The sequence below is a fragment of the Mycobacterium sp. H4Y genome (assembly GCF_000364405.1).
Taxonomy (GTDB): Bacteria; Actinomycetota; Actinomycetes; order Mycobacteriales; family Mycobacteriaceae; genus Mycobacterium; species Mycobacterium intracellulare.
The window spans coordinates 107,027-132,208 of the sequence record NZ_AKIG01000001.1 but is presented as its reverse complement, the minus strand read 5'-3'; the positions used below and the strand labels follow the sequence as shown (position 1 = coordinate 132,208).

Genomic DNA, 25,182 nt, shown 5'->3' with positions numbered 1-25,182 from the left:
GTCACTGGGGTTCCAGTGCCGGGCTCTGCCGTGTCCTGGGCAGGCATTACGTACCCCCTGGTGTGGTGGCGATCACGATAATTTCATTCTCTTCCCCGGCGAATCTTACATTCGAATCTCGATAATTCAAGAAAGTCTCAGGAATGAGATCGACGTGCTGACCAGGGCCTCAACTGGCCGTACGCTGTCGGCCTGGGCCTCTCCGCGCAGGCCGGACGCGGTGTTGGGCGCGTGTTGCACGGCGGTTCGCGCGGAGAGTAAGGTTCTCATAATTGTAAGGGAGATTCTTTGTGACTGAAATGGCCCCCTTCGGAGCAGAGGCCTCAACATGAAGACTGCGGTAGTCACCGGTGGCGGGTCCGGCATCGGTCTCGCCGTCGCGCAACGCCTGCGCGCCGACGGTTTGAACGTCGCCTCGATTGATCTGCGTCCTTCGGAAGCTGACTTCGCATTCACCGCCGACGTCACCGACCGGTCGCAAGTCGATGCCGCGCTGTCGGCCGTCCGCGCCCAACTCGGACCGGTGACGGTTCTGGTCAACGCCGCCGGGCTCGACGGGTTCAAAAAGTTCAACAACATCAGCTTCGATGACTGGCACCGCGTGATCGACGTCAACCTCAACGGCGTCTTCCATACCGTCCAGGCGGTGCTGCCCGACATGGTCGAGGCGGGGTGGGGTCGCATCGTCAACATCTCGTCGTCGAGCACGCATTCGGGTGCTCCCTATATGAGTCACTACGTGGCGGCCAAGTCGGCGGTCAACGGCCTGACGAAGTCGCTCGCACTCGAGTACGGGCCCAAGGGCATCACGGTCAACGCGGTGCCGCCGGGCTTCATCGACACCCCGATGCTGCGCGCGGCCGAGAAGAACGGATTCCTCGGCGACATCGACGAGACCATCGCGCGGACACCGGTACGCCGGATGGGCACCCCCGAGGACATCGCGGCGGCGTGCGCGTTTCTGGTGTCCGAGGAAGCCGGCTACATCACCGGTCAGATCTTGGGCGTCAACGGCGGTCGAAACACCTGAGCGGTGGCGATTCGTCATCGGTGCCCGGCAACCAGTGTGAGAGGAGAAAGCCCATGAAGGTCTGGGTGGATTCAGAACGGTGCCAGGGCCACACCCTGTGCGCGATGATCGCTCCGGAATCATTCCAGCTCAGCGACATTGACGGCAGTTCGTCGGCTATCGACGAGGTGGTGCCCGCCGATCGCGAGGACCAGGTGCGTGAAGCCGCGCAGTCCTGTCCGGAGCAGGCCATCATGATCACCGACGACGCCTGAGCCGGCACGGTCCTCAGCCAGCGAACACGTAGGGAGACAGAGCGTTGAGTGTCGACGACGTCGTCAACGACAGCGACCGCAAGAAGAACCGGTACCACTTCGACCGGCATTCCTCGGAGTACCGGTCGAAGTTCAAGGCGATCACCGAAGAGATGCACGCCAAGTGCCCCATGGCCTGGACGGAAACCTATGGCGGGCACTGGGTTGCGGCCGGCAGCCACGAGGTCTTCGAGCTCGCCCGCTGCCCCGTCGTCTCCAACGATCACGACATCCATGGCGAACGCCGCGGCTACAAAGGCATCTCGATCCCCACGGCCAGCCGGGTCAGCGCGGTGCGCGGCGGGATCCTGGAGATGGACGACCCCGAGCACCGCACCTACCGAACCGTGCTCAACCCATACCTGTCACCGGCGGCGATCAAGCGCTGGGAACCGTTCATCGACGACGTGACGCGCGCCTGCCTCGACGAGAAGATCGAGAGCGGCCGCATCGACTTCGTCGACGACCTGGCCAATATCGTGCCCGCCGTCTTCACGCTGGCAATGCTGGGCATCCCGCTGAAGAAGTGGAACATGTACAGCGAGCCGGTACACGCCGCGGTGTACACGCCCGAGCACTCCCCCGACATCGAGCGCGTCACCGCGATGCACCGCGAGATGGGGCTCGACATGGTCAACAACATGATCGAGATCCGCGCAAATCCGCGGCCGGGAATCGTGAACGGCCTACTCGAGATGCGCATCGACGGCGAGCCGGCCCCGGAACTGGAAATCCTCGGGAACCTGGGCCTGGTCATCGGCGGCGGCTTCGACACCACGACCGCCCTGACCGCCCATTCGCTGGAATGGCTTTCGGAACACCCGGAGCAACGGCAGTTGCTCAGCAACGAGCGCAAGACCCTGCTCGACCCCGCGACCGAAGAGTTCCTGCGCTACTTCACCCCGGCGCCCGGGGATGGCAGGACCTTTGCCGACGACACCGAGCTCGACGGCACGCAGTTCAAAGAGGGTGAGCGGCTGTGGATCTCGTGGGCGATGGCCAACCGCGACCCCTCGGTCTTCCACGACCCGGACCAGATCATCCTCGACCGCAAGGGAAACCGGCACTTCAGCTTCGGCCTTGGCGTCCACCGGTGCATCGGCTCGAACGTGGCACGTACCGTGTTCAAATCCATGCTGACCGCGGTCCTCGACCGGATGCCCGACTATCAGTGCGATCCGGAGGGCACCGTCCACTACGAGACCATCGGTGTCATCCAGGGCATGCGTAAACTGCCGGCCACCTTCACGCCCGGCCGCAAGGTCGGCGCGGGCCTGGACGAGACGCTGGAGAAGCTGCAACGCATCTGCGACGAGCAAGAACTCGCCCGGCCGATCACCGAGCGTAAGGAAGCTGCGGTCATCGACTGAGCTCTCACAATTTCTACGAGTGGGCCTGTTCAGCGTGATCGCGCCCTATATTTGGGGCAATTGCGTGTGCAGAGATGGGAGACGCAACGGTGAAGACTTTCGCACTGAGCCTTGCGCTTGCCACGGCCGCGCTGACTGTCACGCCGACCGCCCACGCGGACATGCTGTATGCCAACTACCGGGTGGACACGAACCGGGATCCCGGCCACAGCTGGATTTGGTCGATCAGCCCGTGCGTCCAGCCAACACCGGGATGCTTGCAGGTGTACGCAACTCCGCAGCCCAACGGGCAAGCGGCGCCGTGGAGGGGAGAGGCCCGCTTGACCAACGGCCGCTACACCATGGCCGCTGACGACCCCTTCGGTGTGCGCTGCGTGGTCCAGTTCTTTCCCTCGCACGACGTCTACTCGTGGGATCCGGTGACGCTGGCGGGTCAGGTCGACTCGACGTTCGACACCGGCTGCGGCGGCGGACCGGGGGGCGCCAACAGTTGGCCGTTCTCGCTCGTGCGATGGTAGCCGCGTGAGACGTACAGGAGTCGGTCGATCATGACGGCGACGGGCAGTAGGCACGATGGCTGACGAGAAGAAGGCTCCGGTGGATTCGGCCACCTCGAAGGCCGACGTGCAGGCGTTGCTCGAGGAGGCCGAGGCCGAGGCCGCCGAAGCCGAGGCGCTGGCCGCCGCGGCCCGCGCCCGCGCTCGCGCCGCCCGCCTCCGGCGCGAAGCGCTGGCTCAGACCGAGACCGAGACAGCGACCGCGGCCACAACCGAGCCCGAGACCGCCCAAGAGGCGCCGGCCGCCGAGCAGGACGGAACCGACACCGCCGAGCCGGAGACCGACGACGACGTCACCGGAACCGTCGAGGCAACCGGCACCGAAGCAGCCGAGAACGACGGCGAAGCCTCCGACGAAACCGCCGAAGGGACAGAAGCGCAAGCCAAGTCGGCCCGCTCCCGGCGGCGCCTGCGGCTGCCCTCGTGGTCCGTGGTGTGGAAGGCGGCGGTCATCCTGCTCATCTGCGCCTTCCTCGGCGCCAGCGGATACATGGTGTGGAACCACAATGAAACGATCGAGCGCAACCACCGCGCCGCGAACATTCTCGCGGGAGCCCGACAAGGTGTCGTCAACCTGACTTCCATGGACTTCAACAAGGCCAAGGAGGACGTCCAACGGGTGATCGACAGCTCGACCGGCCCGTTCCGGGACGACTTCCAAGCGCGCGCAAAGGATTTCACGACCGTCGTCGAACAGTCCAAAGTGGTCACGCAGGGAAGCGTGAACGCGGCGGCCGTACAAACGATCAACGGGGATTTTGCGTTGGTTCTCGTCGCGGCCACCTCGCACGTCACCAACGCCGCGGGCGCCAAGGACGCACCACGCAATTGGCGGCTCAAGGTGACCGTCAAAAACGACGGCGGGCAATACAAGATGTCCAACGTGGAGTTCATTCCGTGAGCGAGGACCAGCCCGGCATCGACACAGCCGTCGACACTGCCGACGACTCTGTCGACCACGACTCTGTCGACCAAACCGACCGCGACGAAAGTAGCGCTCCACCTGCGCGCCGCAGGGTGAAAGTCGTTCCCGTGGTTCTGATTGTGCTGCTGCTGCTTTCCGGCGGCACGGCGACCTGGCTGTACTTCAAGCAGTACCGGCCCGACAAACAGACCGATGCCAGCGTCGCGAGCGCGGTCGCCAATGCGGCGTCCGACGGAACCGTCGCGTTGCTGTCGTACTCGCCGGAGTCGCTCGACAAGGACTTCGCCAATGCCAAGACCCACCTGTCCGGGGACTTCTTGTCGTACTACAACCAGTTCACCGAACAGATCGTCGCGCCGGCAGCCAAGCAGAAGTCGCTGAAAACCAACGCCCGGGTGTTGGGGGCCGCGGTTCAGGAATTGCACCCGAATTCGGCGGTCGTGCTGGTGCTGGTCGACCAGAGCACCACGAGCAAGGACACTCCCGACCCCGCGATGGCTTCCAGCAGCGTGCTGGTGAGTTTGACCCGAGTCAACGGCGCCTGGCTGATCACCAAGTTCGATCCGGTCTAGGCCGTATCAGCTAGTTCGACCGTTGCATGTGAACCCACGGCTTTCACTGTGAGCTGAGGGCGCCGACACGCGGCTTGGGCTCAAGGGGTGATTGCAACACTTCGTAGTTAGGGGTGTTGATGTCGGGTGAGCCGCAGCTGTTGTCGGTGCAACGTCGGTTTTGGGAGTTGATCGCAGCGGGGGTGTCTTCGGAGGATGCCGGGGTTGCGGTCGGCGTGTCGGCGACGTGCGGTAGCAAGTGGTTTCGCAGGTTTGGTGGTGTGAATCCACGATGGGTTGCCCCTCAGGGGCAGAAGCGGCCGCGGTTGTCGATTGATGAGCGTGAACAGATCATGATCGGTACCGCGCAGGGTGAGTCGATCCGCTCGATGGCGGCCCGGTTGGGTCGGGCCCCCTCGACGGTGATGCGCGAGATCGCCCACAACGGCGTGATGCGCGGGCATGTTGGCCGTTATCGTGCCCGGTATCGCTTCGGGGCTCGCCGGGCCGGCTGGGACGCAAAATCGGGGTATTCGGCGCGGATTGCTCAGCTGCGCAGTGAGCAGCGCGCGCGGCGTCCCAAGACCGGCAAGCTGGGGCGTTGCCCGGCGCTGCGCACCGAGGTGCAAGCGTGGTTGGTCAAGAAGTTCAGCCCCGAACAGATTGCTGGGGAGTTGGCCAGGACTTACCCTGATCGCCCGGAGATGCAGGTGTCCCACGAAACCATCTATAAAGCGCTCTATGTGCAAGGACGCGGGGAATTACGCCGCGAGTTGACCAAGTGTCTGCGGACCGGGCGTGCCCTGCGCAAGCCTCGCCACCGGTCCCGTGCGGGCAGCGGCCGCATTCCGGGCGGGCTTGGTCAACATCAGTGAGCGCCCCGCCGAGGCTGCTGACCGTGCGGTGCCAGGGCACTGGGAAGGCGATCTGATCATCGGCAAAAACCAGCGCTCCCAGATCGGCACGTTGGTCGAGCGTTCCACGGGATTCGTGCAACTTTTGCATCTGCCCACTCGACGAGATCCTGAGACTGTGGCCGAGGTGATGGTCACGACCATCCAGGCCTTGCCCGAGACGTTGCGCAAGACGCTGACCTGGGACCAAGGCAGCGAGATGGCTGCTCATGCCCGTATCAGCGTCGATGCCGGCATCGACATCTACTTCTGCGATCCACATTCACCCTGGCAGCGCGGCAGCAACGAGAACACCAACGGCCTATTGCGCCAATACTTCCCGAAAGGCACCGACCTATCCGTGCACTCCGCGGACTACCTGGCAGAAGTCGCCGCCGAACTCAACGAACGACCCCGAAAACGATTCGACTGGGACAACCCCACCAACCGCCTCAACCAACTACTACAGTCACCGCCAACAGAAACCACTGTTGCAACCAAACCTTGAAACCGCCCCGGCGGCGGCCGCCATGGATTCACACTCGACGCCGTGGATTCACATTCGACGCAGCGAGCCTGCGCCGCCGGGCTCCGGCCGCCAGGACTGTGCCCAAGGATTCACCAAGGATGGGACTGTCCGATAAACGGTGGATCTGATCCTGGCATTGGTTAGTTGCCAGTCGGAGTGATCCGGCCGTTGAAGGTGATCGCGAACGCGTTGAGTGCGGGCTTCCACCTCATTGCCCATCGTGCCTTACCGCGGCCGGTGGGGTCTAGGGATCGGGTCACCAGGTAGAGGCACTTGAGCGCGGCCTGTTCGGTCGGGAAGTGCCCGCGGGCCCGAATCGCCCGCCGGTAGCGGGCATTCAGTGATTCCACCGCATTCGTGCTGCAGATGACGCGGCGGATCTCGACGTCGTAATCCAGGAACGGCACGAACTCGCTCCAGGCGTTCTCCCACAACCGGATGATCGCCGGGTACTGGGCGCCCCATTTGGCGGTGAACTCGACGAAGCGTTCCTTGGCCGCGGCCTCGGTCGGAGCGGTGTAGACCGGCCGGATGTCCTTGGCGATCTGGTCCCAGTACTTGCGCGACGCGTAACGAAAAGTGTTGCGCAACAGATGGATCACGCATGTTTGGATCACCGCACGATCCCATACCGTGTTGACCGCCTCCGGCAGTCCTTTGAGCCCGTCGCAGACCACGATGCACACATCGCCAACACCGCGGTTCTTGATCTCGGTGAGCACGGCCAGCCAAAACTTCGCGCCCTCGCCACCGTCGCCGGCCCACAACCCGAGGATGTCGCGTTCCCCGGCGCAGGTCACCCCGACGGCCACGTAGATGGGCCGGTTGGTGACCTGCCCGTCGCGGATCTTGACGTGGATAGCGTCGATGAACACCACCGGATACACCGACTCCAGCGGCCGGTTGCACCACTCGGTCATCTCACCGACGACCTTGTCGGTGATGCGGGAAATGGTGTCCTTCGACACGCTGGCGCCGTAGACATCGGCGAAGTGGGCGGCCACCTCGCCGGTGGTCAATCCCTTTGCGGTGAGCGACAACACGATCTCGTCAATGCCGGTGAGCCGGCGTTGACGTTTCTTGACGATCTGCGGGTCGAAGCTGCTGTCGGTGTCGCGCGGGACCTCGATTTCCACCGGCCCGATCTCGGTGAGCACCGTCTTGGCACGGGTACCGTTGCGGGAGTTGCCGCTCCCGCGCCCGGCCGGGTCATGCTTGTCATAACCCAAGTGCTCGGTCATCTCCGCATCCAATGCAGTCTCGAGCACGTTCTTGGTCAACTGGTTGAGCAACCCATTCGGGCCGACCAGCTCGACGCCCTGTTCCTTGGCCTGAGCCAGCAGTTGCTCAGCCAGCTGCCGTTGATCCACCTCGTTCGCCACGGGATCGAGTGTTTCTGACATCGTCAGTCCTTCCCGCCAAGCTCACGCCCGGCGTGTCAGACCAGGATCAGATCCACCGTTATTCAGACAGTCCCCCAAGGATCCGCCGTGTCGCCTGCCAGGGTGATGGGACCACCGTTTTGCCATGAGTATGGGACCGGGTTTCTCCGGTCGCGGGCCGTGTGGTTGATGGTGACCGATGATGGGGCTGCCGGTCAACCCGACGGAGTCGGATGGGCCGGCTTTCCGGGTCGGGGTTTTTGGCGTTGTCGGTACGACTCGCCTTCGACAACGAGTTCGTAGGCGGCTGATTGCAGCCGATCCATCGCTGACTGGGCCAGCAGTGGGTCGGCCATCATGGTCAGGATCTCGGGGGGTTCGCGGTTGCTGGTGATGATGGTGGAGGCGGTGCGGTGGCGTTCAACGATGAGCTCGTAGAAGTCGCTGGTTTCGGTGGCCTCGAGTCGGTGCAGCGCCAGGTCGTCGATGATGAGCAACTCGACGCGGTGCAGTTTGCGCATCTCGTCTTCGTAGCTGCCGTCTAGGCGGGCGCCGCGCAGGCGTTTGAACAGTTTGTCGGCGCGTTCGGTGTGCACGCTGTGATGGCGTCGGACTGCGATGTGTCCTAATGCGTTGGCCAGGAACGTTTTTCCCACGCCGACCGGCCCCATGACGAGTACGTTGTAGGCGTCGGCGAGGAACCGCAGCGACGTCAGCTCGGCCCACAGCTGTCGGTCGTAGGTGACCGCCGCGGTGTCGTCCCAGCCCTGTAGCTGCATCTGCGGGTCCAGATGGGCGGCCTTGGCGCGCAGTTGCGCGGATTTGCGGTCGCGGCGGGCGACCTCGTCGGCCAGCAACATCTCCAGGAAATCGTGATGGGGCAGCCGGTTGGATCGGGCCAGCGCGAGTCGTTCCGGGAGGGTGTCGAGCAGCTGGCCGAGTTTGAGCCGGCGCATCAGCGCTTTGAGCTCTGCGGAGACCTCGATCGGCTTGACCGCCGGCGTGGTGTCGGGACGGGCGGGGCTCATGATGGCCTCCGCACCGCGAAATCGGTTGTGTCGCGCACGAACCGCGACGCCGTCGGCGGCGTCGGGATCAGTGGCAGCTGCGCGCCGGCACCGCGGGTGAGCATGCGCTCGATCAGTCCGACATCGATGACTTCGGCGTCTAGCGCGCGCCGACAGGCGTTATCGACAGCGCCCGCGTCGTGGCGGCGCACCAGCGAAAGCAGCCGGTAGACCTGGCGCATCTTGGTCCATGGCAGTGGATGCTCCAGCACCGCGGCGGCATATGCGCCGACATGCTGTCCGTGCGCGGATGCTTTGCGCTGCAACGCGTTAAAGTCCCGCATCGCATAGACCGACACCTCGGCAGGCAGGTCGGCGGGATCGGTGTGCCGGCGGCCCGGCGGCATGACCGGGTGGACCTTGATCAGCTCACCGCGCCAATACAGTTTGACCGTGTGAGCGTCTACACGAGCATCCAAGCGGCGCCCGATGAGCTCGCCGGGAACGCTGTAGAGCGCCTTGGCGACAGCCACGTGCCGGTCCGGGGCGACTTTGGGGTGGGTCCAGGACGGGATGTCGAACACCTCATCCGGTAGCGGCTTGAGCTTGGGTAGCTCCTCGGCGGCGAACACCTCGGCGGGACGGCATCGGGTGGTGCCGTGCACCCGCATCCCCGCCACTTCCGCACACCACTGCTCGGCCCGTGCTTTGCAGTCGTCGATTCCCCGAAAGTCTTCTCCGGCAAAGAAATTCACCTGCGTATAATGAACAGCCCGCTCGACGCGCGGCTTATCCTGCGGGCTGCGGATCCGGGCGGGATCGACGACGAACCCCCGGGCCTGGGCGTACTCGCGGAACGCGTCATTGAGTTTCGCATCGACGGCATCGGCCTTATCGACGATGGCCTTCATGTTGTCCGGGATCACCACCGCGAACACGCCGCCGAAGAACACCCAGGCGGCTTCGAACCCAGCGATTACGTCGGCCAGGGTTTGGCGGTAGGTCGGCCAGACAAACATGTGCCGCGAATACACCGCGGTGAAGATCAACCCGTGCACCACCCGCCGTCGGCCATCGGCCGCATCGGTGAGCATGCCCAGCCGGCCGAAGTCGACCTGCACCTCGGCTCCGGGTTCACAGTCGGCCACCGGCACCGTGGCTCGTCGTCGGCCGAACTCCAATTCCGTTACCGCATACCGGTGCAACGTCCGATACGACACCACCACACCACGCCGGCCCAACAGCGTATGCACCTTCGTCAGGGTCAAGCCCCGCTTCAACCACGCCTTGATCTGCTCGTGCTCGGCGCCGATGACTTCCCACGCCTCGCTCCTGCCGTTAGGCCGACTCGGCCGCACCCCGGCCATCACCGCCGCCAGCAGCTCATCGGTCAGCTGGCACACATCACCGTCGCGATCAACGCCACACGCACGGGCCCGGTCCACATACCGACGCACCGTCTTGCGATCGGTACCCGACAGCCGGGTCACCTCCCGCAACCCTCGACCCTCCAGCCACAACCGCAGGATCTCTCTGATTTCGATCACCGACACCTCCCGGTAGCTCATTCGGCCAATACAGCGGCCGAGCGACCGGAAGCCCCGAAGCCACGCCGGGGTGGTCCCATAACTGGCAAAACGGCCAGCCAGGTGGTCCCATCAGTGGCAAGCAGGTGGTCCCATGCTCATGGCAAAACCGGCGCCGAGCTGGTCCCTTCTAGCTGGCAGCCGACATCCGCCGAGGCCGGCAGTCGATCCTTTTCTAATGCCGCTCAATCGCCGGCACCCGGGAGGAGGAATCGCCATGTCGCTACTGGGCAACCACATATCTCTGATGCACGGTTGGGTCCCGATCACGGCCCAGATCGTCACCCCGCTCACCCTGGCGGTTGCCACCGGCTGGCGATCGCGTCGTTGGCGCCTGCTCTGGCTGCCCGCCGCTGCCGTCACCGGGGTCGGCACGGCGCTCGGGACGCGCCGCTGCATCAGCGCGGCGGCACCGGACGCGCTATACGTCTGGATCGCGTTGGTCGGTGTGGCCATGGCGGTGCTGATCCTGGGCTGGCGCGGTGCGCGGTGGTGGCGGCGCGGACTATCCATCCTGGCCGTGCCGCTGTGCCTGCTCTGCTCGCTGCTCGTGCTCAACCAATGGGTCGGTTACTTCCAGACCGTCCAGAGCGCGTGGAATCAGTTCACCTCGGTTCCGCTGCCCGACCAGGTCGACAAGGCCACGGTCACCACGCTGGCGGCGAAGGGCTCCAAGCCGCCGCACGGCAGCCTGGTGCCGGTCGTGATCCCCGAAGACGCTTCGCAATTCAAGCACCGAGAAGAACTCGTCTACCTGCCGCCGGCCTGGTTCGCCAGCTACCCGCCGCCGCAGTTGCCGACGGTGATGATGATCGGCGGCATGGTCAACACGCCCGCCGACTGGGTGCGCGCCGGCGGCGCCGTGGACGCCGTCGACGCCTTCGCCGCCGCGCACGGCGGCAACGCGCCGGTGCTGGTGTTCGTCGACCCGGGCGGCGCGTTCGACAACGACACCGAATGCGTCAACGGAAGCCACGGCAACGCGGCCGATCACCTGACCAAAGACGTTGTGCCCTACCTGGTCTCGAACTTCGGTGTCAGCCCCGACCCGTCCCGCTGGGGCGTTGTCGGCTGGTCGATGGGCGGAACCTGCGCGGTGGACCTGACCGTCATGCACCCCAACATGTTCAGCTCGTTCGTCGACATCGAAGGCGACCTGACCCCCAACACCGGGACCAAGGAGCAAACCATCGCCAACCTGTTCGACGGCGATGCCGACGCGTGGGCGAGATTCGACCCGACCACGGTGATCAACCGCCACGGACGCTACACCGGGGTATCCGGTTGGTTCGCCATCTCGTCGGGTGATTCACCGCGCCGCGACGTCACCACCGTGGACACCGCCGCGATGGCCGTCGCCGGTCGCGCCGCCGCCGCCGACCCGGGCAACCAGGCCGCGGCCGCCTCGTCCCTGTGCGGGCTGGGCCGGGCCAACGGCATCGACTGCGCGGTGGTGGCCCAGACCGGAAAGCACGACTGGCCGACCGCCGGCATGGCGTTCTCCACCGCGCTGCCGTGGCTGGCCGGCCAGCTGCACACCCCGGGTGTGAGTCGGATCGCCTTGCCCAGCAATGGCTCTCAGCAAGCCCTGTGACCGCGCTAGCCGCGCGGCAGGCCGAGTACCCGCTGGGCGATGATGTTGCGCTGGATCTCCGACGTGCCGCCGGCGATGGTCCCGGAGAAGCTGCGGGCGTAGCGCTCGAACCAGCTGGCGAAGTAGTGGTCGAGGTTCATGTGCGCGTACGGGCCCGTCAGCCCCGGGTGCACCAGTCCGTCGGATCCCGCGGACGTCAGCGCCAGTTCCATGCCACGCAACTCGGCCTCGGAGCCGAGCAGCTTGAGCACCGAGATCGCGGCCACATCATCTTCGCCACGCGCGGCGCGCGCCAGAGCCGCCGAACCCAGCAGCCGTAGGGCCTGCTTGTCCATGATGGTGCTGGCGTATTGGTCACGCTCGACGTCGGTGCTCGGATGGAAATCGGCGATCATGTTCTCCAGGCGATCGGCGAAACCCAGCCACATCATCGTGCGTTCATGGCCCAGCGAGCCGTTGGCCACCCGCCACCCCTGGTCGAGCTCCCCGACCAGGTTCTCGGCCGGCACCCGAACGTCGGTGAAGAACACCTCGTTGAAATCGAGATCGTCGGCACCGCAGATCGACGGGAACGGCCGGCGCACCAGCCCCGGGGTATCGGTGGGGATGATGAGCGCGCTGATTCCCTTGTGCTTGGGGACATCCGGGTTGGTCCGCACGAACGTCAGCAGGACGTCGGCGTCGTGGGCCCCCGAGGTCCACACCTTCTGGCCATTGACCACGAAGTGACCGCCGTCCAGCACCGCGCGCGTGCGCAGCGACGCCAGGTCGGAACCCGCGCTCGGTTCGCTCATGCCGAGCGAAGCGGTGATCTCGGCCCGCAAAATCGGCACCGCCCAACGCCGCTTCTGCTCGTCGCTGCCGAACGACAACAGCGATGCCCCAACAATATTCACGCCCTGCGGGTTGAAGCTGTGGTAGATCCGGCGACGGCTGAGTTCCTCGAGGTAGACGAACTGCTGAATCACCGTGGCGTTGCGCCCGCCGAATTCCGGCGGCTGGCTGGGCAGCAGCCAGCCGTTGTCGAACAACAGCCGCTGCCAGTCGCGGGCCCACTGCGGCATGTGTGAGACCGACCGGGGGCGTTCGAGCGTTTCGCTTGCGGGAGGCAGGTTTTCATCAAGGAACGCCGAGAACTCCGCCCGGAACTCCTCGACGTCGGAATCAAAAGTCAGCTGCACGGTATTCCTCCGCGATCCGCGCCCGGTGCTCCGCCGCGCCGCCGAGCATCAACTCGCCCGCCTTGGCTCGTTTCAGCGCGAACTGCAGGTCGTTCTCCCACGTGAATCCCATTGCGCCATGCAGTTGTAGGCCGTGCCGGAACACCAGCGACTGGCATTCGCCGGCCGATGCCTTGGCCATCGCGGCCGCCAGCCGGCGGCGCGGATCGTCGGCCGCGATCGTCAACGCGGCGAAGTAGGCCAGCGCGCGCGCCCGTTGCACGGCGACGTGCATGTCGGCGGCCTTGTGCTGCACGGCCTGGAACGAGCCGATCGCCACGCCGAACTGCTGGCGGCTACTCACGTGCTCGAGCACCAGGTCGAGGATGCGTTGGCAGGCGCCGACCATCGTGATCGCCATGCCGGTCAGCGCGAAATGGTGTGCGCGTTCCGCGTCGACGGTCAGCCGGTCACTGTCGGGCACCCGAACATCGGCGAACGACAGGTCGGCGACGTGTAGTACGGGATCGAACACCGCCGCGCGCCGAGCCGACACCTGACCGGACGCGACCAGGAACACCCCGGCGTCGGTCACCACCGCCAGCCGATCCGCGCGATCTCCGTCGAGCACGTGCCGCGCGGTGCCTTCCAGGACCCAGCCCTCGGCGTCGCGGTGCGCGGCGACCCCGCTATAGACCGCGGTGCCCGACTGGTGTGGGCCGAAGCGGTCCGCGGCGAGCGGCGCGAACTGGCTCATCGTCGCCAGGTAAGGGGTGGGGTCGGTGGCGTGGCCGAGCTGCTCGAGCACGATGGCCAACTCGACGGCGCTGTCCGCATCGCTGAGCTCGGTCCAGCCCTGGTCTACATACGATTTCCACAACGGGCTCGGGTCGACGCCCTCTTCGGCCACGCTGCGCACCAACGACGGCGGGCACTGCTTCGCGACGGCGTCGCGCACCGTGTCCTGCCACAGTCGCTGGTCAGCATCGAACTCCAACAGCATCCGCGCCGCCTCTCGTCGTGACTGTCACGGCGAGAATACCATTCTCGGTTGCGGAAGTAATAATCTCTGAATCCGGGCATGGGGTATCAAACAGGCCATCCCGCCGCTCGCCCGGTTCGCCGGGCCAATGGCTTCGAGCGCCCAGCTAGCCGGGGGCTCGAGCACCGTCGAGGACGCCGTTGGCGGCTTGGTCCCAGCGGTCGAGGTTGACAAATTCGGCCAGCGGACGCCGGCGCAGCGGGCCATGTTTGCCCTTCGGCCACCCCACCACGATGTGGCCGGCGATCATCCAGCCCTCGGGTACCCCGACGGCCTCCCGCAGCAGCTGCTCACCGCCGTACGAGGCCCAGCTGGTCAGGCAGGCACCCAGGCCCTGGGCCCTGGCGGCCAGCAGGAAGTTCTGCATGGCGGGAAAGATCGAACCGCCGAGCAGCAGTTCGGACGCCGTCGGATAATGCGCCTGGGCGAACAGGACCGAGGTAAATTCACCGGCGCGGTCGTGCAATTCGTATGTCGCACGGTAGGTGCGGGCTCGACGGCTGTTGTCGTCGTCGGCGGGCCGGTTCATACCGTAGACCGGCTCGATCACTTCCAGCGCGTGGGCCGCGGCCTTGGCCACCACCGCCCGCTGCTCGGGCGATCGCAGCACCACGAATCGCCAGCCTTGCGCGTTGGCGCCCGAGGGGGCCCACCTGGCCGCCTCGAGACACCGCGCCAGGGTCGCATCGTCCACCGGCTCGTCGGTGAAGCGCCGGATGGTCCGGGCCGTCGACATCACTTCCCAGATGTCAGCGCTTGCTCCGGTCACTGCTTCTCCTCTACGTCCAGAGTCGCCCAGGTCCGCACCGTCAGTTCGTATTCCTTGCGGCGCAAGACTTTTGGTTACCGCGACGTTCCAGCACCCGTCCGGCGGCAATGAAAACAGAAAGTGGACAGCTTCATTAGAACCTCGACTGTAGACCCCGCCGAGCGGCCACGGTGCAAGACTGCGCTCAGGCAATCGGAACCTCGCCAGCGACTACATCGAGGGCCGCTGCCCCGAATTGAAGGGAGACGTGCATTGGATCGCGAAACCTACCAGCGGGGGCTTGACATCCGCTCCGAGGTGCTGGGCGAGGAGTATGTCAACCGCGCGTTGGCCAACGCGGACGACTTCACCGGGCCCCTGCAAGACCTCGTCACCGAGTACTGCTGGGGTGCCGTCTGGGGCCGCGAGGAACTCCCGCGCAAGACCCGCAGCATGCTCAACCTGGCGATGATCTCGGTGCTCAACCGGCCCAACGAATTACGCACACACATCAAGGCGGCGCTGACCAACGGTGTCACCCGTGAGGAAATCCGCGAGGTCTTCCTGCAGGTGGCCATCTACGCCGGCGTGCCGGCCGCCGTCGACAGCTTTCGCATCGCGGGTGAGGCGTTCGGCGAACTGGACCGGGACAGTGGCGACCGCTAGCGCGGCGGAGCCGGGCGCCGGGGGCACCTCCCGCTTGCGGGGGCCGGGTCGCCACCATCGGGGTAAGGGACCCAACATGAAGATCGGGTTCATCGGACTCGGAAATATGGGCCTTCCCATGGCATCCCGCCTCCTCCGGGAAAATCACGACGTCGTCGCCTTCGACACGAGCGGCGAGGCACTCGAGCGCGTCGTCGCCCTTGGCGCCCGCCCGGCGTCGTCGGCCAAGGAGGTCGCCGACCGCGCCGAAACGGTGCTGGCCAGCCTGCCCACCCCGGGTGCGTCGCTGGAGGTGGCGACCGGCCCGGCGGGCGTGATCGAGGGGGCGCGGGTGCGGCGCTACGTCGACTTGTCCACTGTCGGTAGCCAAATGGCGGTGCAGATCCACGCGATGCTGGCCCGGCGCGACATCGTGGCGATGGACAGCCCGGTCAGCGGCGGTGTCAGCGGGGCCGAGAAAGGGACGTTGGCGCTCATGGTTTCGGGCCCGCGCGACGAATTCGACCTCGTGCGAACCGCGCTCGAAGCGCTCGGCCGGCCGATGTATGTCGGCGACAAGCCCGGCGCGGCGCAGACGATGAAGCTGGCGAACAACATCTTGGCGGCCAACGTCTTGGCCGCCACCGCGGAAGTCGTCGTGATGGGCGTCAAGGCCGGCCTCGACCCCGCCGTGATGATCGAGGTGCTCAACGCGGGATCGGGTGCGACGAGCGCGAGCCGCGACAAGTTCCCCCGCGCGATCCTGCCGCGCACCTTCGATTACGGCTTCGCCACCGGGCTGATGCTCAAGGACGTGCGGCTCTACCTCGATGAAGCGCGGGCGCTTGGCGTTCCCGCCGAGGTCGCCGAGACGATCGGTCGGCTGTGGGAGGCCCTTGCCCGCGACGAGGGGCCCGAATCCGACTTCACGACGGTGATCAAACCCTTCGAGCGGGCCGCGGGCGTGACGGTGGGCGGGGCATCGGACTAGCCCATCGCCCCGGCCGCCGCGGCGACGAGCCCGCGATCGCGTCCCTCCCCACCTCGGAGAATGGTATTATCCGCAGAGAAGAACCATACTTGCTCCAACAACCACAAAACGCGCGCCACCAGCGACGATGAATAAACGAAATGCTTACCGGAAACCCGTTGATGGACCACCGAACGAAATGTTAGATTGGCTATCATCTGACCTCGCGCGGCCGGCTTTCGCCGCCGCAGCCGAAGGGTGGCTCTCGTGATCACACACGCCGACGGAACCAGCACCCCGTTGATCGACGCCAGCGTGCACATCTTCTTCCCGTCCAACAAGGCCCTGCGCAAGACCCTGCGCGAGCCGTTCAAGAGCCGCGGCTTCCCCGATTACGAGATGGACTGGTACGGCGCCCCAGGCGGTGAGTACGCGCCCAACACCGAGGGCCCGGACCGCCAGTACCCGGGTTCGGACCCGGATTTCGTTGCCAATGAACTGTTTTCGAAGCGCGGCGTCGATGTGGCGGTGCTGCACCCGATGGCGCGCGGCATCATGCCGGACCGGCACCTGGGCAGCGCCCTGCACGCCGCGCACAACGAGATGATGGTGTCGAACTGGCTGGAGTCCAGCCAGTTCGGCGAGCGGTTCCGCGGCACCATCCGGGTGAACCCCGACGACATCCCCGGCGCGCTGCGCGAGATCGAGCGGTGGCGTGCGCACCCGCGGGTGGTCCAGATCGGCGTCCCGCTGCAATCCCGCGAGCTGTACGGCAAACCGCAGTTCTGGCCGATCTGGGAGGCCGCCGTCGACGCCGGACTACCCGTCGCCGCGCACATCGAGGTCGGGTCGGGCATCGCATTCCCGCCGACGCCGAACGGCAACACCCGCACCTACGAGCAGTACGTCAGCTTCATGGCGCTGAACTACCTGTATCACCTGATGAACATGATCGCCGAGGGTGTGTTCGAGCGGTTCGACGGCCTCAAGTTCGTCTGGGGCGACGGCGCCGCCGACTTCATCACGCCGTTCATCTGGCGGATGGACACCTTCGGCCGTCCGCACCTGGAGCAGACGCCGTGGGCACCGCGGATTCCCAGCGACTACCTGCCCGGTCACGTGTTCTTCGTTCAGGGCAGTCTCGACGGCCCCGGCGACGTCGAGTTCGCCGGCGAATGGTTTGACTTCACCGGTAAGGACGACATGGTGATGTTCGGCTCGAGTTATCCACACTGGCAATGCGGCGATGTCAGCAAACTGCCCAGCGCGTTGTCGGCCGAACAGCGCGAGAAGCTGTGCTGGCGCAACGCGGCGCGGCTCTACGGCATAGACATTCCCGCCGGGGTGGGCGCACAGTAGAAGTATCGCGAAAACTGAGGAGAGCCAGATGACGTTGACCCATTCGCAGGAGCGGGTTCCCGCTACCGAGCGCATAGCCGTCCGCTGCGTCGACTCGGATGTCCACCCGGCCCCCAAGCGCGGAGAGCTACTCCCGTACATTCCCGAGCCGTGGCGCAGCAAGTACTTCCTCACTCGCACGGTTGGTGAGCAGATCTACTACGACGCACCCGACTACGCGCACTCCTACGCCATGCGGGTGGACTCCTTCCCCGCCAATGGCGAGTTCCCTTGCAGCGACCCGGAGTTGGCCTTCCGTCAGCTGATCATGGAGGCCGGCTCCGACATCGCAATCCTGGAGCCCGCGGCCTACCCGGCGCGCATTCCCGAAGCGCAGCATGCGATGTCGGCCGCGCTGAACGACTGGCAGGCCAATCACTGGCTGGACAGCCACAACAACTGGCACGAACGGTGGCGCGGGTCGATCTGCCTCGCCATCGAGGAGCCGGAAGAGTCGGTCCGCGAGATCGAGCGCTGGGCCGGGCACCCCTTCATGGCGCAGATCCTGATCAAGGCCGAGCCGCGGCCGTCCTGGGGCCACCCGAAGTACGACCCGATCTGGGCGGCCGCCACGAAGAACGACATCACCGTGAGCTGCCACCTGTCGCGCAGCCAGTTCGACGAGCTGCCGATCCCGCCGGTGGGATTCCCCAGCTACAACCACGACTTCATGGTGACCTACTCCCTGCTGGCGGCCAACCAGGTGATGAGCCTGATCTTCGACGGCGTCTTTGACCGGTTCCCGACGCTGCGGATCGTGTTCGTCGAGCACGCCTTCAGCTGGATCCTGCCGCTGATGTGGCGGATGGACGCGATCTACGATGCCCGCAAGTCGTGGCTCGACATCAAGCGCAAGCCGTCCGAATACGTCAAGGACCACATCAAGTTCACCACCCAGCCGCTGGATTATCCCGAGGACAAGACTGAGCTGACCCGCGCGCTGGAGTGGATGGAGTGCGAAAAGATCCTGCTGTTCTCCTCGGACTACCCGCACTGGACGTTCGATGACCCGCGCTGGTTGGTCAAGCACCTGCCCAAGCACGCCCGCGACGCGGTGATGTACAAGAACGGCATCGCGACCTATCACCTGCCCGAGACCGTGCCGGTCCTCGAGGGTCAGACCCGGGTGCTTTGAATTGACGACCCAAGAGGAAGGGGCAACCACCAGGCGCCCCGAGCCCCGACTCGCCCAGGGTCGCGAACATGTAGTCGCCACCGTGGACGAAATCCCGCCGGGCACACACAAACTGGTACCGATCGGACGTCACGGTGTCGGTGTCTACAACGTCAACGGCACCTTCTACGCCATCGCGAATTACTGCCCCCACCAAGGCGGGCCGCTGTGTTCGGGACGTGCCCGAGGACGCACGATCGTCGACGAGACCGCGCCCGGTGACTCGGTCATGGTGCGCGACCTGGAATACATCTACTGCCCGTGGCACCAATGGGGTTTCGAGCTGGCGACCGGCACCACCGCGGTCAAGCCGGAGTGGAGCATCCGCACCTATCCGGTGCGCGTCGTCGGCAAAGACGTTTTGGTACAGGCCTAACAACAGGAGAATCGGGTGCCTTCTATCGAGATCAACGGGGGAAATGTCGTCTACGAAATCCTCGGTGACTCGGGCGATCTCATTGCCCTGACGCCGGGCGGCCGGTTCAGCAAGGAGATCCCCGGCCTGCGCCCGCTGGCCGACGCGCTGGCCGCGGGCGGCTATCGGGTGCTGCTGTGGGACCGCCCCAACTGCGGCGCCTCGGACGTGCAGTTCTACGGGCAGAGCGAGTCCCACATGCGCGCCGAGACGCTGCACAAGCTGGTGACCGGCCTGGGCTTCGATCGCTGCATTCTCGCCGGAGGCTCTGGCGGGGCGAGGGATTCGATGCTCACCACGATGCTCTACCCCGAGATGGTCACCAAGCTCGTGGTGTGGAACATCGTCGGCGGCATCTACGGCACCTTCGTGCTCGGTTCCTTCTACATCGTTCCCAGCATCCTCGCGGTGCGCGGCACCGGCATGGACGGCGTGGTGAAGGTGGCCGAATGGCGGGAGCGCATCGAGGAGAACCCGGACAACAAGCAGCGATTCCTCGACTTCGACAAAGACGAATTCCTCAAGGTGATGCTGCGCTGGCTCAACGCGTTCGTTTCCAAGCCGGGGCAGACGATTCCCGGCGTCGAGGATGAGATGTTCGACCGGATCAAGGTGCCCACCTTGATCATTCGCGGCGGCGAGAACGACATGGATCACCCCAAGCGGACGTCGCTGGAGGTCAGTTGCTTGATCAAGGGGTCAAAGCTCATTGATCCGCCCTGGCCCGAGGACGCCTGGGAGCGCGCGTCCGAAGACCGCGCCGCCGGCAGGGTGCAGCATTTCAACATGTTCGACACGTGGGTGCAGGCGGCGCCCGCGATCCTGGAATTCCTGGGCTCGTAATGTCCCTACGTCGTCTTTTGTGGTTCCTACCGGGTGCGAATGTGGACCTCGCAATTGAGCGACGCCTCCAGCGCCGTGTGCACACGGCTTTCCGGAATCCGTTCGAGGTCTTTCTCCCGAAGCGTCACGTGCACGATGTCGAAGCCGTCGTCGCCCGGGGTTCGCTCGATGTCGCCGGTCAGCCCGAAGGCGGACAGCACCCCGTGTGCGTCGTCGTTGGTGCCCCGGCTGACGAAGGTGATCACACCCGGGCGTGGGGTGGTGCCGAAAGCTTTGGCGCACAGTCCGATTGCGGTGTTCTGCGCGGCGCCGCTGTCTTCGGCCGCGATGAGCAATTCGACCTCGCGGCGGCGCACCGGCATGGTGGCGAGGTCGTTTTTGACCACGTCGGCGCCGGCCGCGGCCGCGAGCTCGTGGAGAGCTGCCATGCCGTCACGTAGTTGTGCGGGCGTGAGCCCGCTTTCCGGGTCGACGTTGACACGCACCACGGCAGTTCGCATGTGTGCAAGCCTAACTAAGACGATGGCAGGCCAGCTTTGAACACCACCCAGTCCGCAACCACCACCGCCGTCCCCGCCGGGTGCTCGCCGCGGCTGCTGTCCGAGCAGGCCGGCCGGGAAGACCTGGCCGCCTACCGGCAGGCCGGCGGCTATCACCCGATGACCGACACCGACGCGTTGCTGAGCGAGGTGGAGGCCAGCGGACTGGTCGGCCGGGGCGGCGCGGCGTTCCCGCTTGCGGTGAAACTGCGGACGGTGCGCGAGAACGGACGCCTGATGGCGGACACCGGTGGCCCCGTCGTGGTCGCGAACGGCGAAGAGGGAGAACCGGCGTCGATCAAGGACCGCTGGCTGCTGCGCAACCGTCCGCACCTGGTCTTGGACGGGCTGCGGTTGGCCGCAACGATTGTTGCCGCCGACCGCGCCTACCTCTATGTGTCGGACGCGGAGTCGGCGCACAGCGTCGAGACCGCGCTGGGCGAACTGGGCCCCGACACGCTCGGCGTGCCGATCACCATGCTGACCGTGCCGGCCGGCTACGTGGCCGGCGAGGAGACCGCGGCCGTCCGCGCGATCAATGGCGGCCCGGCCAAGCCAACGGACAAGCCGCCCCGCCCATTCGAGGCGGGCGTCGACGACCGGCCGACCTTGGTGAGCAACGTCGAGACCTTGGCCAACCTGCCTTACCTGCAGCGGCATGGCTCGGCGGCGTTCCGCGCGCAGGGCACGCCGCTGTCGCCGGGTACCTTCCTGGCCACCATCACCGGGGCCGGGCGACCGCCGGTCCTCTACGAGCTTCCCCACGGCCTGCCGTTCACCGAATTGCTTGCCGTGCACGGCGTTCCGGCCGACCAAGTGCGCGGCGCATTGATGGGCGGCTACTTCGCCGGCCTGCTCAACCGCTCTGTGCTGGAGACGACGCTGGACCACGAGACGATGCGACGGGTCGGCAGCGGGCTGGGCTGCGGCGCGATCTCGGTCATCACGGACGACTGCCCCGTCGCCGTGGCGGCGTCGGTGCTGGCCTATTTCGACCGCGAGAACGCCGGACAGTGCGGCTCGTGCTTCAACGGGACGGCGGCGATGGCCGCGGCGGCCGGTGCCCTGCGTGACGGCGCCGCAACCCCAGAAGACGTCGAGCGGCTGCGACGCTGGTCGGTGGTGCTGCGCGGGCGCGGGGCCTGCGCGACCCTGGATGCCGCCACCAATGTGGCCGCCAGCCTGCTCGATCAGTTCCCGGACGAAGTCGGCGCGCACGTCGACGGCGCGTGCCCGGACTGCGCCCGCGGCGCGTTCCACGCCGGGCGCCCCTACGAGGCGGAAGCTGTGAGGCACGCATGAAAATCCGTCTGGACCGCACCATTTGCGACGGCTTCGGCATCTGCGCCAAACACGCGCCGGGATACTTCTCGCTGGACGACTGGGGGTATGCATCCCTGATCGGCGATGGCACGGTCGCGGAAGCGGACCGCGATGCGGTCATGCGGGCGCTGCTGGACTGCCCCGTGCACGCGATCACCGAGATCGGTCAGCGCACCGCTCGCGCCCCCCAGCCGCCACTCGCCGATGCCGAGGATCCGGCGGAGAATCTCAAAACCGAAGAGAACGAAGCCGAATGGGGATTCACCCGTTGACCTTCTCCGGGCGTGAATCTTAACGACCATGCAACTCACCTTTGACGCCGACGTTGAAACCTTCCGCGCGGAATTCGTCGCCTTTCTCGACGAACATCTGCCGGTGGAGGCCCAGGCCGCGGAGCGCCCCTCGTCGACCTCGCATGTGCCCGAGTGGTCGCGCCGCTGGCAGCGGCTCCAGTTCGACCACGGGTGGCTGCTGCCCGGAAACCCACCGGAATTCGGCGGCCGCAACGCCGACATCCTCCAGCAGTTCGTGCACCGCGAAGAACTCTCGCGGCGCCGGATCTATCACTGCTTCAACCCCCAAGGCGTGGGCATCATCGCCGCGTCGCTGCTGTCCTTCGGGACCGAGGAGCAAAAGCAGCGCTGGGCCGTCCCGATTCTGCGGGCCGACAAGACCGCCTCACTGGGAATGAGTGAACCCGGCGCCGGCTCCGACCTGGCCGGGCTGCGGACGAAGGCCGAGTTGGTGGGCGATCACTTCGTGGTCAACGGCCAGAAGGTATGGACGTCGGGCGCCCATGACGCCGACGTCATCCTGACCTTCGTTCGCACCGACCCAGATGCGCCGCGGCACAAGGGGATCAGTGCCCTGCTCATCCCGACCGAAACCCCCGGGGTTCAGCGCCGCCCCTTCGCCTCGGTCTATGACCCCGACGAGCTCGACTTCAACGAGGTGTTCTTCAACGACGTCCGGGTGCCCGCGGACAACCTGGTCGGCCCGCGGGGCGGCGGATGGCGGGTCGCCAACGGGTCGCTCGGCCACGAACGCACCCTGATGTGGATGGCGTTCGCGAACCGGCTCGAGCAACTGCTCGAGGACTACCGGCCGGCCGACGAGCTGAACGCAGACCACTACGCCACCATTGTGATGGACTACTACGCGCTGCGGCTGCTCGGTTCGGCGGCACTGGGGCGCGCGGCCCGCGGCGACGTCGACGTCGCCGCCTTGTCGGTGCTGAAGGTCTTCGGTTCGGAGGCCGAGCAGAGCGCGCTGCGGCACGCGCTGGACGCGGCCGGCGCCGACGGGTTGCGCGCCAAGGGGCTGACGGCCCCGTACAACCCTTACGCCCCCGACCTTTTCACCGCCGGCTGGTTCGCCCGCTACATCAGCAGCTACGCGGGCACCATCGCCGGTGGCACGTCGGAGATTCAGCGCAACATCATCGCCCAGCGGGTCCTCGGCCTGCCGGCGCGCTGATCACAACTCCGGACACAGCGACGACAGGAAGTCCTGGGTCCGGCGCCGCGAGTCGGCCCGCTCGCCAACATCTTTGCCCAGCGGCACAATTCGCGCCGCCAGGTCGGTCACGCCCGCGTCACGGTAGCGGGACAACCGGGCGAGGATGGCCTGTTCATCGCCGGCCGCCATGGTGTCGCCGACGTCCTCGGCGTCGCCGTGTTCCAGCAGCCGCACGTAGTTCGGCGAGAAATCCGCGTGTCCGAGCACCTCGCTGGCGTAGGCGCGGGCATCGCCGACCTCGTTGGCCGAGCACAGGGCGACGGGAACACCGGCGACGATTCGTGGCGCCTGCCGCCCGGCCCCGGTCGCCGCCGAGGTGATGCGCGGGACGACGTGGTCCGCGATCGCGCGCTCGTCGGCCATCCACAAGATGGTGCCGCCGGCCCGCTCGCCCGCGAGCCGCAGCATCGCCGGTCCCAGCGCCGACAACAAGATGGGCACGCCGTAGGCGTCCGTGACATCCACCGGCGAATGGACGCAATAGCTTTCGTTGTCGACGTCGACGGTGCCGGGTCCCCCGAACGACGCGTTCAGCACGTCGAGGTAGTCGCCCATCAGGCGCGCCGGGCGGTCGTAGGCCAGCCCCAGTTGACCGTTGACGATCCAATGATGTGACGGACCGATGCCGAGCGTGAACCGCCCGCCGCACGCGATCTGCGTCGTCAAGGCTTGCTGCGCCATGATCATCGGGTGGCGAGTCTGGATCGGCACGACCGCGGTCCCGATCTCGATGCGAGCGGTCGCCTGCCCGATCAGCGTCACGGCGGTCATCGCGTCGAGGTAGCCGGGAACCTGGGGAATCCAAAAGGCGGTGAAGCCGGCGCTTTCGGCGCCCGTCCCGTCGTCGATCAGCCCGGCCAGCCGGTCGGCACGCGCGCGCTCCTTGTCGGAGCCGACCATCAAACCGATGCGCATGCGACCCTCGACTCTCGCTGTCTAGGGGACATATCGATCCCATTCGTAGGGCACCACCGCGAAAAACGGTGCGGCGAACAAGGGTTCGACGCGGTCATCGGCCCAGCGGTCGGTCAGCACCGGTCGCATCCGCTCCGCGGTGTCGATCGGGTCGTCATCCAGGAAGCAGTACGTGATCGACTGATTGCCCTGAGCGCTGGCCAGTTTGGCGTCGACCCGGCGCGAGAGCGCGGACCAGACACCGGTGACGCCGTCGACGTCGAGCAGCGGGTCCGGCGATGCCGATCCGCGTTCGACCAACAGGTACACACCCCGCGCGGGCAACCAGGGCAGGACGTCCGACCCGGCCTTGATCCCGGGTGCCGCCGCCTTGTGCTGGACGTCGTACACGCCGCGCTCCACCGGTGGCAGCAAGGCAAGCTTGCGGCCGGCGTTGCCGAGCGCGGTGGACAATTCGTTGAAATCGTGCAGGCCGGCGACGTCGGCGAAGAAGTAGGTCATCACGTGGTCGACCGCGCTCAACGGCCCCTCGGTGAGCGCGCGTGCGGAGCGGCAGGCCGGCGTGGACACCAGGCGCAACGAGGCGCGCACCGCGGCCAGCCGGTGTTGTTCCGGGCGGTGGTCGAGGGTGTGCCAGCGCAGGTATTCGGCGTCCTTGCCCTCGGGGTGCCGGGTCGCCATGGACACGAACAGGGTGCTGATCCCGCCATTACCCGTGGCAAGGATTTCGGTGACCTCGTCCGAGGGTGTGCCGGGTAGATGCATCGCGTTCGTC

25 protein-coding genes and 1 pseudogene are annotated in these 25,182 nt (G+C 66.2%); 17 read left to right on the top strand and 9 right to left on the bottom strand.

The window, feature by feature from the left end:
- Positions 1–328 precede the first annotated feature (328 nt).
- From W7U_RS00660 to W7U_RS00630, 7 genes and pseudogenes are all read left to right on the top strand, one after another.
- The gene (locus tag W7U_RS00660; protein ID WP_008253745.1) at positions 329–1,030 is read left to right on the top strand and encodes an SDR family NAD(P)-dependent oxidoreductase; all 702 of its coding nucleotides are present in this window, start codon (positions 329–331) and stop codon (positions 1,028–1,030) included.
- Between the two features lie 53 nt (positions 1,031–1,083).
- Positions 1,084–1,284: a ferredoxin gene (locus W7U_RS00655; RefSeq protein WP_008253744.1), complete on the top strand. Its 201-nt coding sequence runs from the start codon at positions 1,084–1,086 to the stop codon at positions 1,282–1,284.
- A gap of 44 nt (positions 1,285–1,328) precedes the next feature.
- The gene (locus W7U_RS00650; RefSeq protein WP_008253742.1) at positions 1,329–2,693 is read left to right on the top strand and encodes a cytochrome P450; all 1,365 of its coding nucleotides are present in this window, start codon (positions 1,329–1,331) and stop codon (positions 2,691–2,693) included.
- Between the two features lie 74 nt (positions 2,694–2,767).
- Positions 2,768–3,211: a hypothetical protein gene (locus W7U_RS00645; RefSeq protein ID WP_051070672.1), complete on the top strand. Its 444-nt coding sequence runs from the start codon at positions 2,768–2,770 to the stop codon at positions 3,209–3,211.
- A gap of 55 nt (positions 3,212–3,266) precedes the next feature.
- On the top strand, positions 3,267–4,151 hold the full coding sequence (locus W7U_RS00640) for a hypothetical protein (RefSeq protein ID WP_008253738.1): 885 nt from the start codon (positions 3,267–3,269) through the stop codon (positions 4,149–4,151).
- Complete coding sequence (locus tag W7U_RS00635; RefSeq protein ID WP_008253736.1) at positions 4,148–4,747, top strand: hypothetical protein; 600 nt, start codon at positions 4,148–4,150, stop codon at positions 4,745–4,747. The genes W7U_RS00640 and W7U_RS00635 overlap by 4 nt, the downstream gene beginning before the upstream one ends.
- 119 nt (positions 4,748–4,866) lie before the next feature.
- Positions 4,867–6,127: pseudogene (locus tag W7U_RS00630) on the top strand (IS30 family transposase).
- 161 nt (positions 6,128–6,288) lie between these two features.
- Here W7U_RS00630 and W7U_RS00625 read toward each other — a convergent pair.
- The 3 genes from W7U_RS00625 to istA all read right to left on the bottom strand — a co-directional run bounded on the left by W7U_RS00625 (position 6,289) and on the right by istA (position 10,105).
- Entirely contained in the window at positions 6,289–7,551 is a 1,263-nt protein-coding gene (locus W7U_RS00625) for an IS256 family transposase (RefSeq protein WP_008253729.1), read from the bottom strand.
- A 194-nt stretch (positions 7,552–7,745) separates the two neighbouring features.
- A complete protein-coding gene (locus W7U_RS00620) occupies positions 7,746–8,558 on the bottom strand; it encodes an ATP-binding protein (protein ID WP_008253727.1) in 813 nt (270 codons plus the stop codon).
- Positions 8,555–10,105: an IS21 family transposase gene (gene istA, locus W7U_RS00615; protein WP_036428486.1), complete on the bottom strand. Its 1,551-nt coding sequence runs from the start codon at positions 10,103–10,105 to the stop codon at positions 8,555–8,557. Before istA ends, W7U_RS00620 begins: the two co-directional genes overlap by 4 nt.
- A gap of 235 nt (positions 10,106–10,340) precedes the next feature.
- Between istA and W7U_RS00610 the strand changes: the two genes are divergently transcribed.
- On the top strand, positions 10,341–11,717 hold the full coding sequence (locus tag W7U_RS00610) for an alpha/beta hydrolase-fold protein (protein WP_008253723.1): 1,377 nt from the start codon (positions 10,341–10,343) through the stop codon (positions 11,715–11,717).
- A 5-nt stretch (positions 11,718–11,722) separates the two neighbouring features.
- Here the strand turns inward: W7U_RS00610 and W7U_RS00605 are convergent, their stop codons facing one another.
- The 3 genes from W7U_RS00605 to W7U_RS00595 all read right to left on the bottom strand — a co-directional run bounded on the left by W7U_RS00605 (position 11,723) and on the right by W7U_RS00595 (position 14,655).
- Positions 11,723–12,898: an acyl-CoA dehydrogenase family protein gene (locus W7U_RS00605; RefSeq protein WP_008253722.1), complete on the bottom strand. Its 1,176-nt coding sequence runs from the start codon at positions 12,896–12,898 to the stop codon at positions 11,723–11,725.
- Complete coding sequence (locus W7U_RS00600) at positions 12,882–13,880, bottom strand: acyl-CoA dehydrogenase family protein (RefSeq protein WP_008253720.1); 999 nt, start codon at positions 13,878–13,880, stop codon at positions 12,882–12,884. The genes W7U_RS00605 and W7U_RS00600 overlap by 17 nt, the downstream gene beginning before the upstream one ends.
- Before the next feature lie 145 nt (positions 13,881–14,025).
- Complete coding sequence (locus W7U_RS00595; protein ID WP_051070671.1) at positions 14,026–14,655, bottom strand: nitroreductase family protein; 630 nt, start codon at positions 14,653–14,655, stop codon at positions 14,026–14,028.
- 285 nt (positions 14,656–14,940) lie between these two features.
- Here W7U_RS00595 and W7U_RS00590 point away from each other — a divergent pair, with 285 nt between their 5' ends.
- The 6 genes from W7U_RS00590 (at position 14,941) to W7U_RS00565 (ending at position 20,112) form a co-directional block, all read left to right on the top strand.
- Positions 14,941–15,333: a carboxymuconolactone decarboxylase family protein gene (locus tag W7U_RS00590; protein ID WP_008253716.1), complete on the top strand. Its 393-nt coding sequence runs from the start codon at positions 14,941–14,943 to the stop codon at positions 15,331–15,333.
- Between the two features lie 76 nt (positions 15,334–15,409).
- Positions 15,410–16,303: an NAD(P)-dependent oxidoreductase gene (locus W7U_RS00585; protein WP_008253715.1), complete on the top strand. Its 894-nt coding sequence runs from the start codon at positions 15,410–15,412 to the stop codon at positions 16,301–16,303.
- A 246-nt stretch (positions 16,304–16,549) separates the two neighbouring features.
- Positions 16,550–17,641, top strand: a complete 1,092-nt coding sequence (locus tag W7U_RS00580; RefSeq protein ID WP_008253713.1) for an amidohydrolase family protein — start codon at positions 16,550–16,552, stop codon at positions 17,639–17,641.
- Between the two features lie 28 nt (positions 17,642–17,669).
- Positions 17,670–18,815, top strand: a complete 1,146-nt coding sequence (locus tag W7U_RS00575) for an amidohydrolase family protein (protein ID WP_008253711.1) — start codon at positions 17,670–17,672, stop codon at positions 18,813–18,815.
- Between the two features lies 1 nt (position 18,816).
- Positions 18,817–19,230, top strand: coding sequence for a Rieske (2Fe-2S) protein (locus W7U_RS00570; RefSeq protein ID WP_026071476.1), 414 nt, complete (start codon positions 18,817–18,819; stop codon positions 19,228–19,230).
- A gap of 15 nt (positions 19,231–19,245) precedes the next feature.
- Positions 19,246–20,112, top strand: a complete 867-nt coding sequence (locus W7U_RS00565) for an alpha/beta hydrolase (RefSeq protein ID WP_008253707.1) — start codon at positions 19,246–19,248, stop codon at positions 20,110–20,112.
- Between the two features lie 26 nt (positions 20,113–20,138).
- On the opposite strand, the gene W7U_RS00560 is transcribed toward W7U_RS00565, so the two are convergent.
- Complete coding sequence (locus W7U_RS00560; RefSeq protein WP_008253705.1) at positions 20,139–20,612, bottom strand: hypothetical protein; 474 nt, start codon at positions 20,610–20,612, stop codon at positions 20,139–20,141.
- Between the two features lie 36 nt (positions 20,613–20,648).
- On the opposite strand from W7U_RS00560, the gene W7U_RS00555 reads away from it, so the two are divergent.
- From W7U_RS00555 to W7U_RS00545, 3 genes are read left to right on the top strand one after another with little or no spacing between them, the layout of a single operon-like run.
- Positions 20,649–21,953 (top strand): NADH-ubiquinone oxidoreductase-F iron-sulfur binding region domain-containing protein, encoded by a 1,305-nt coding sequence (locus W7U_RS00555; RefSeq protein WP_008253703.1) that lies wholly within the window; start codon positions 20,649–20,651, stop codon positions 21,951–21,953.
- Positions 21,950–22,246 (top strand): ferredoxin, encoded by a 297-nt coding sequence (locus W7U_RS00550; protein ID WP_008253702.1) that lies wholly within the window; start codon positions 21,950–21,952, stop codon positions 22,244–22,246. Before W7U_RS00555 ends, W7U_RS00550 begins: the two co-directional genes overlap by 4 nt.
- Positions 22,247–22,274: 28 nt before the next feature.
- Entirely contained in the window at positions 22,275–23,450 is a 1,176-nt protein-coding gene (locus W7U_RS00545) for an acyl-CoA dehydrogenase family protein (RefSeq protein WP_008253700.1), read from the top strand.
- On the opposite strand, the gene W7U_RS00540 is transcribed toward W7U_RS00545, so the two are convergent.
- Both W7U_RS00540 and W7U_RS00535 read right to left on the bottom strand, forming a co-directional pair.
- Positions 23,451–24,407, bottom strand: a complete 957-nt coding sequence (locus W7U_RS00540) for an LLM class F420-dependent oxidoreductase (protein ID WP_008253698.1) — start codon at positions 24,405–24,407, stop codon at positions 23,451–23,453.
- 21 nt (positions 24,408–24,428) lie between these two features.
- Complete coding sequence (locus W7U_RS00535) at positions 24,429–25,172, bottom strand: hypothetical protein (protein ID WP_008253697.1); 744 nt, start codon at positions 25,170–25,172, stop codon at positions 24,429–24,431.
- Positions 25,173–25,182: the final 10 nt, after the last annotated feature.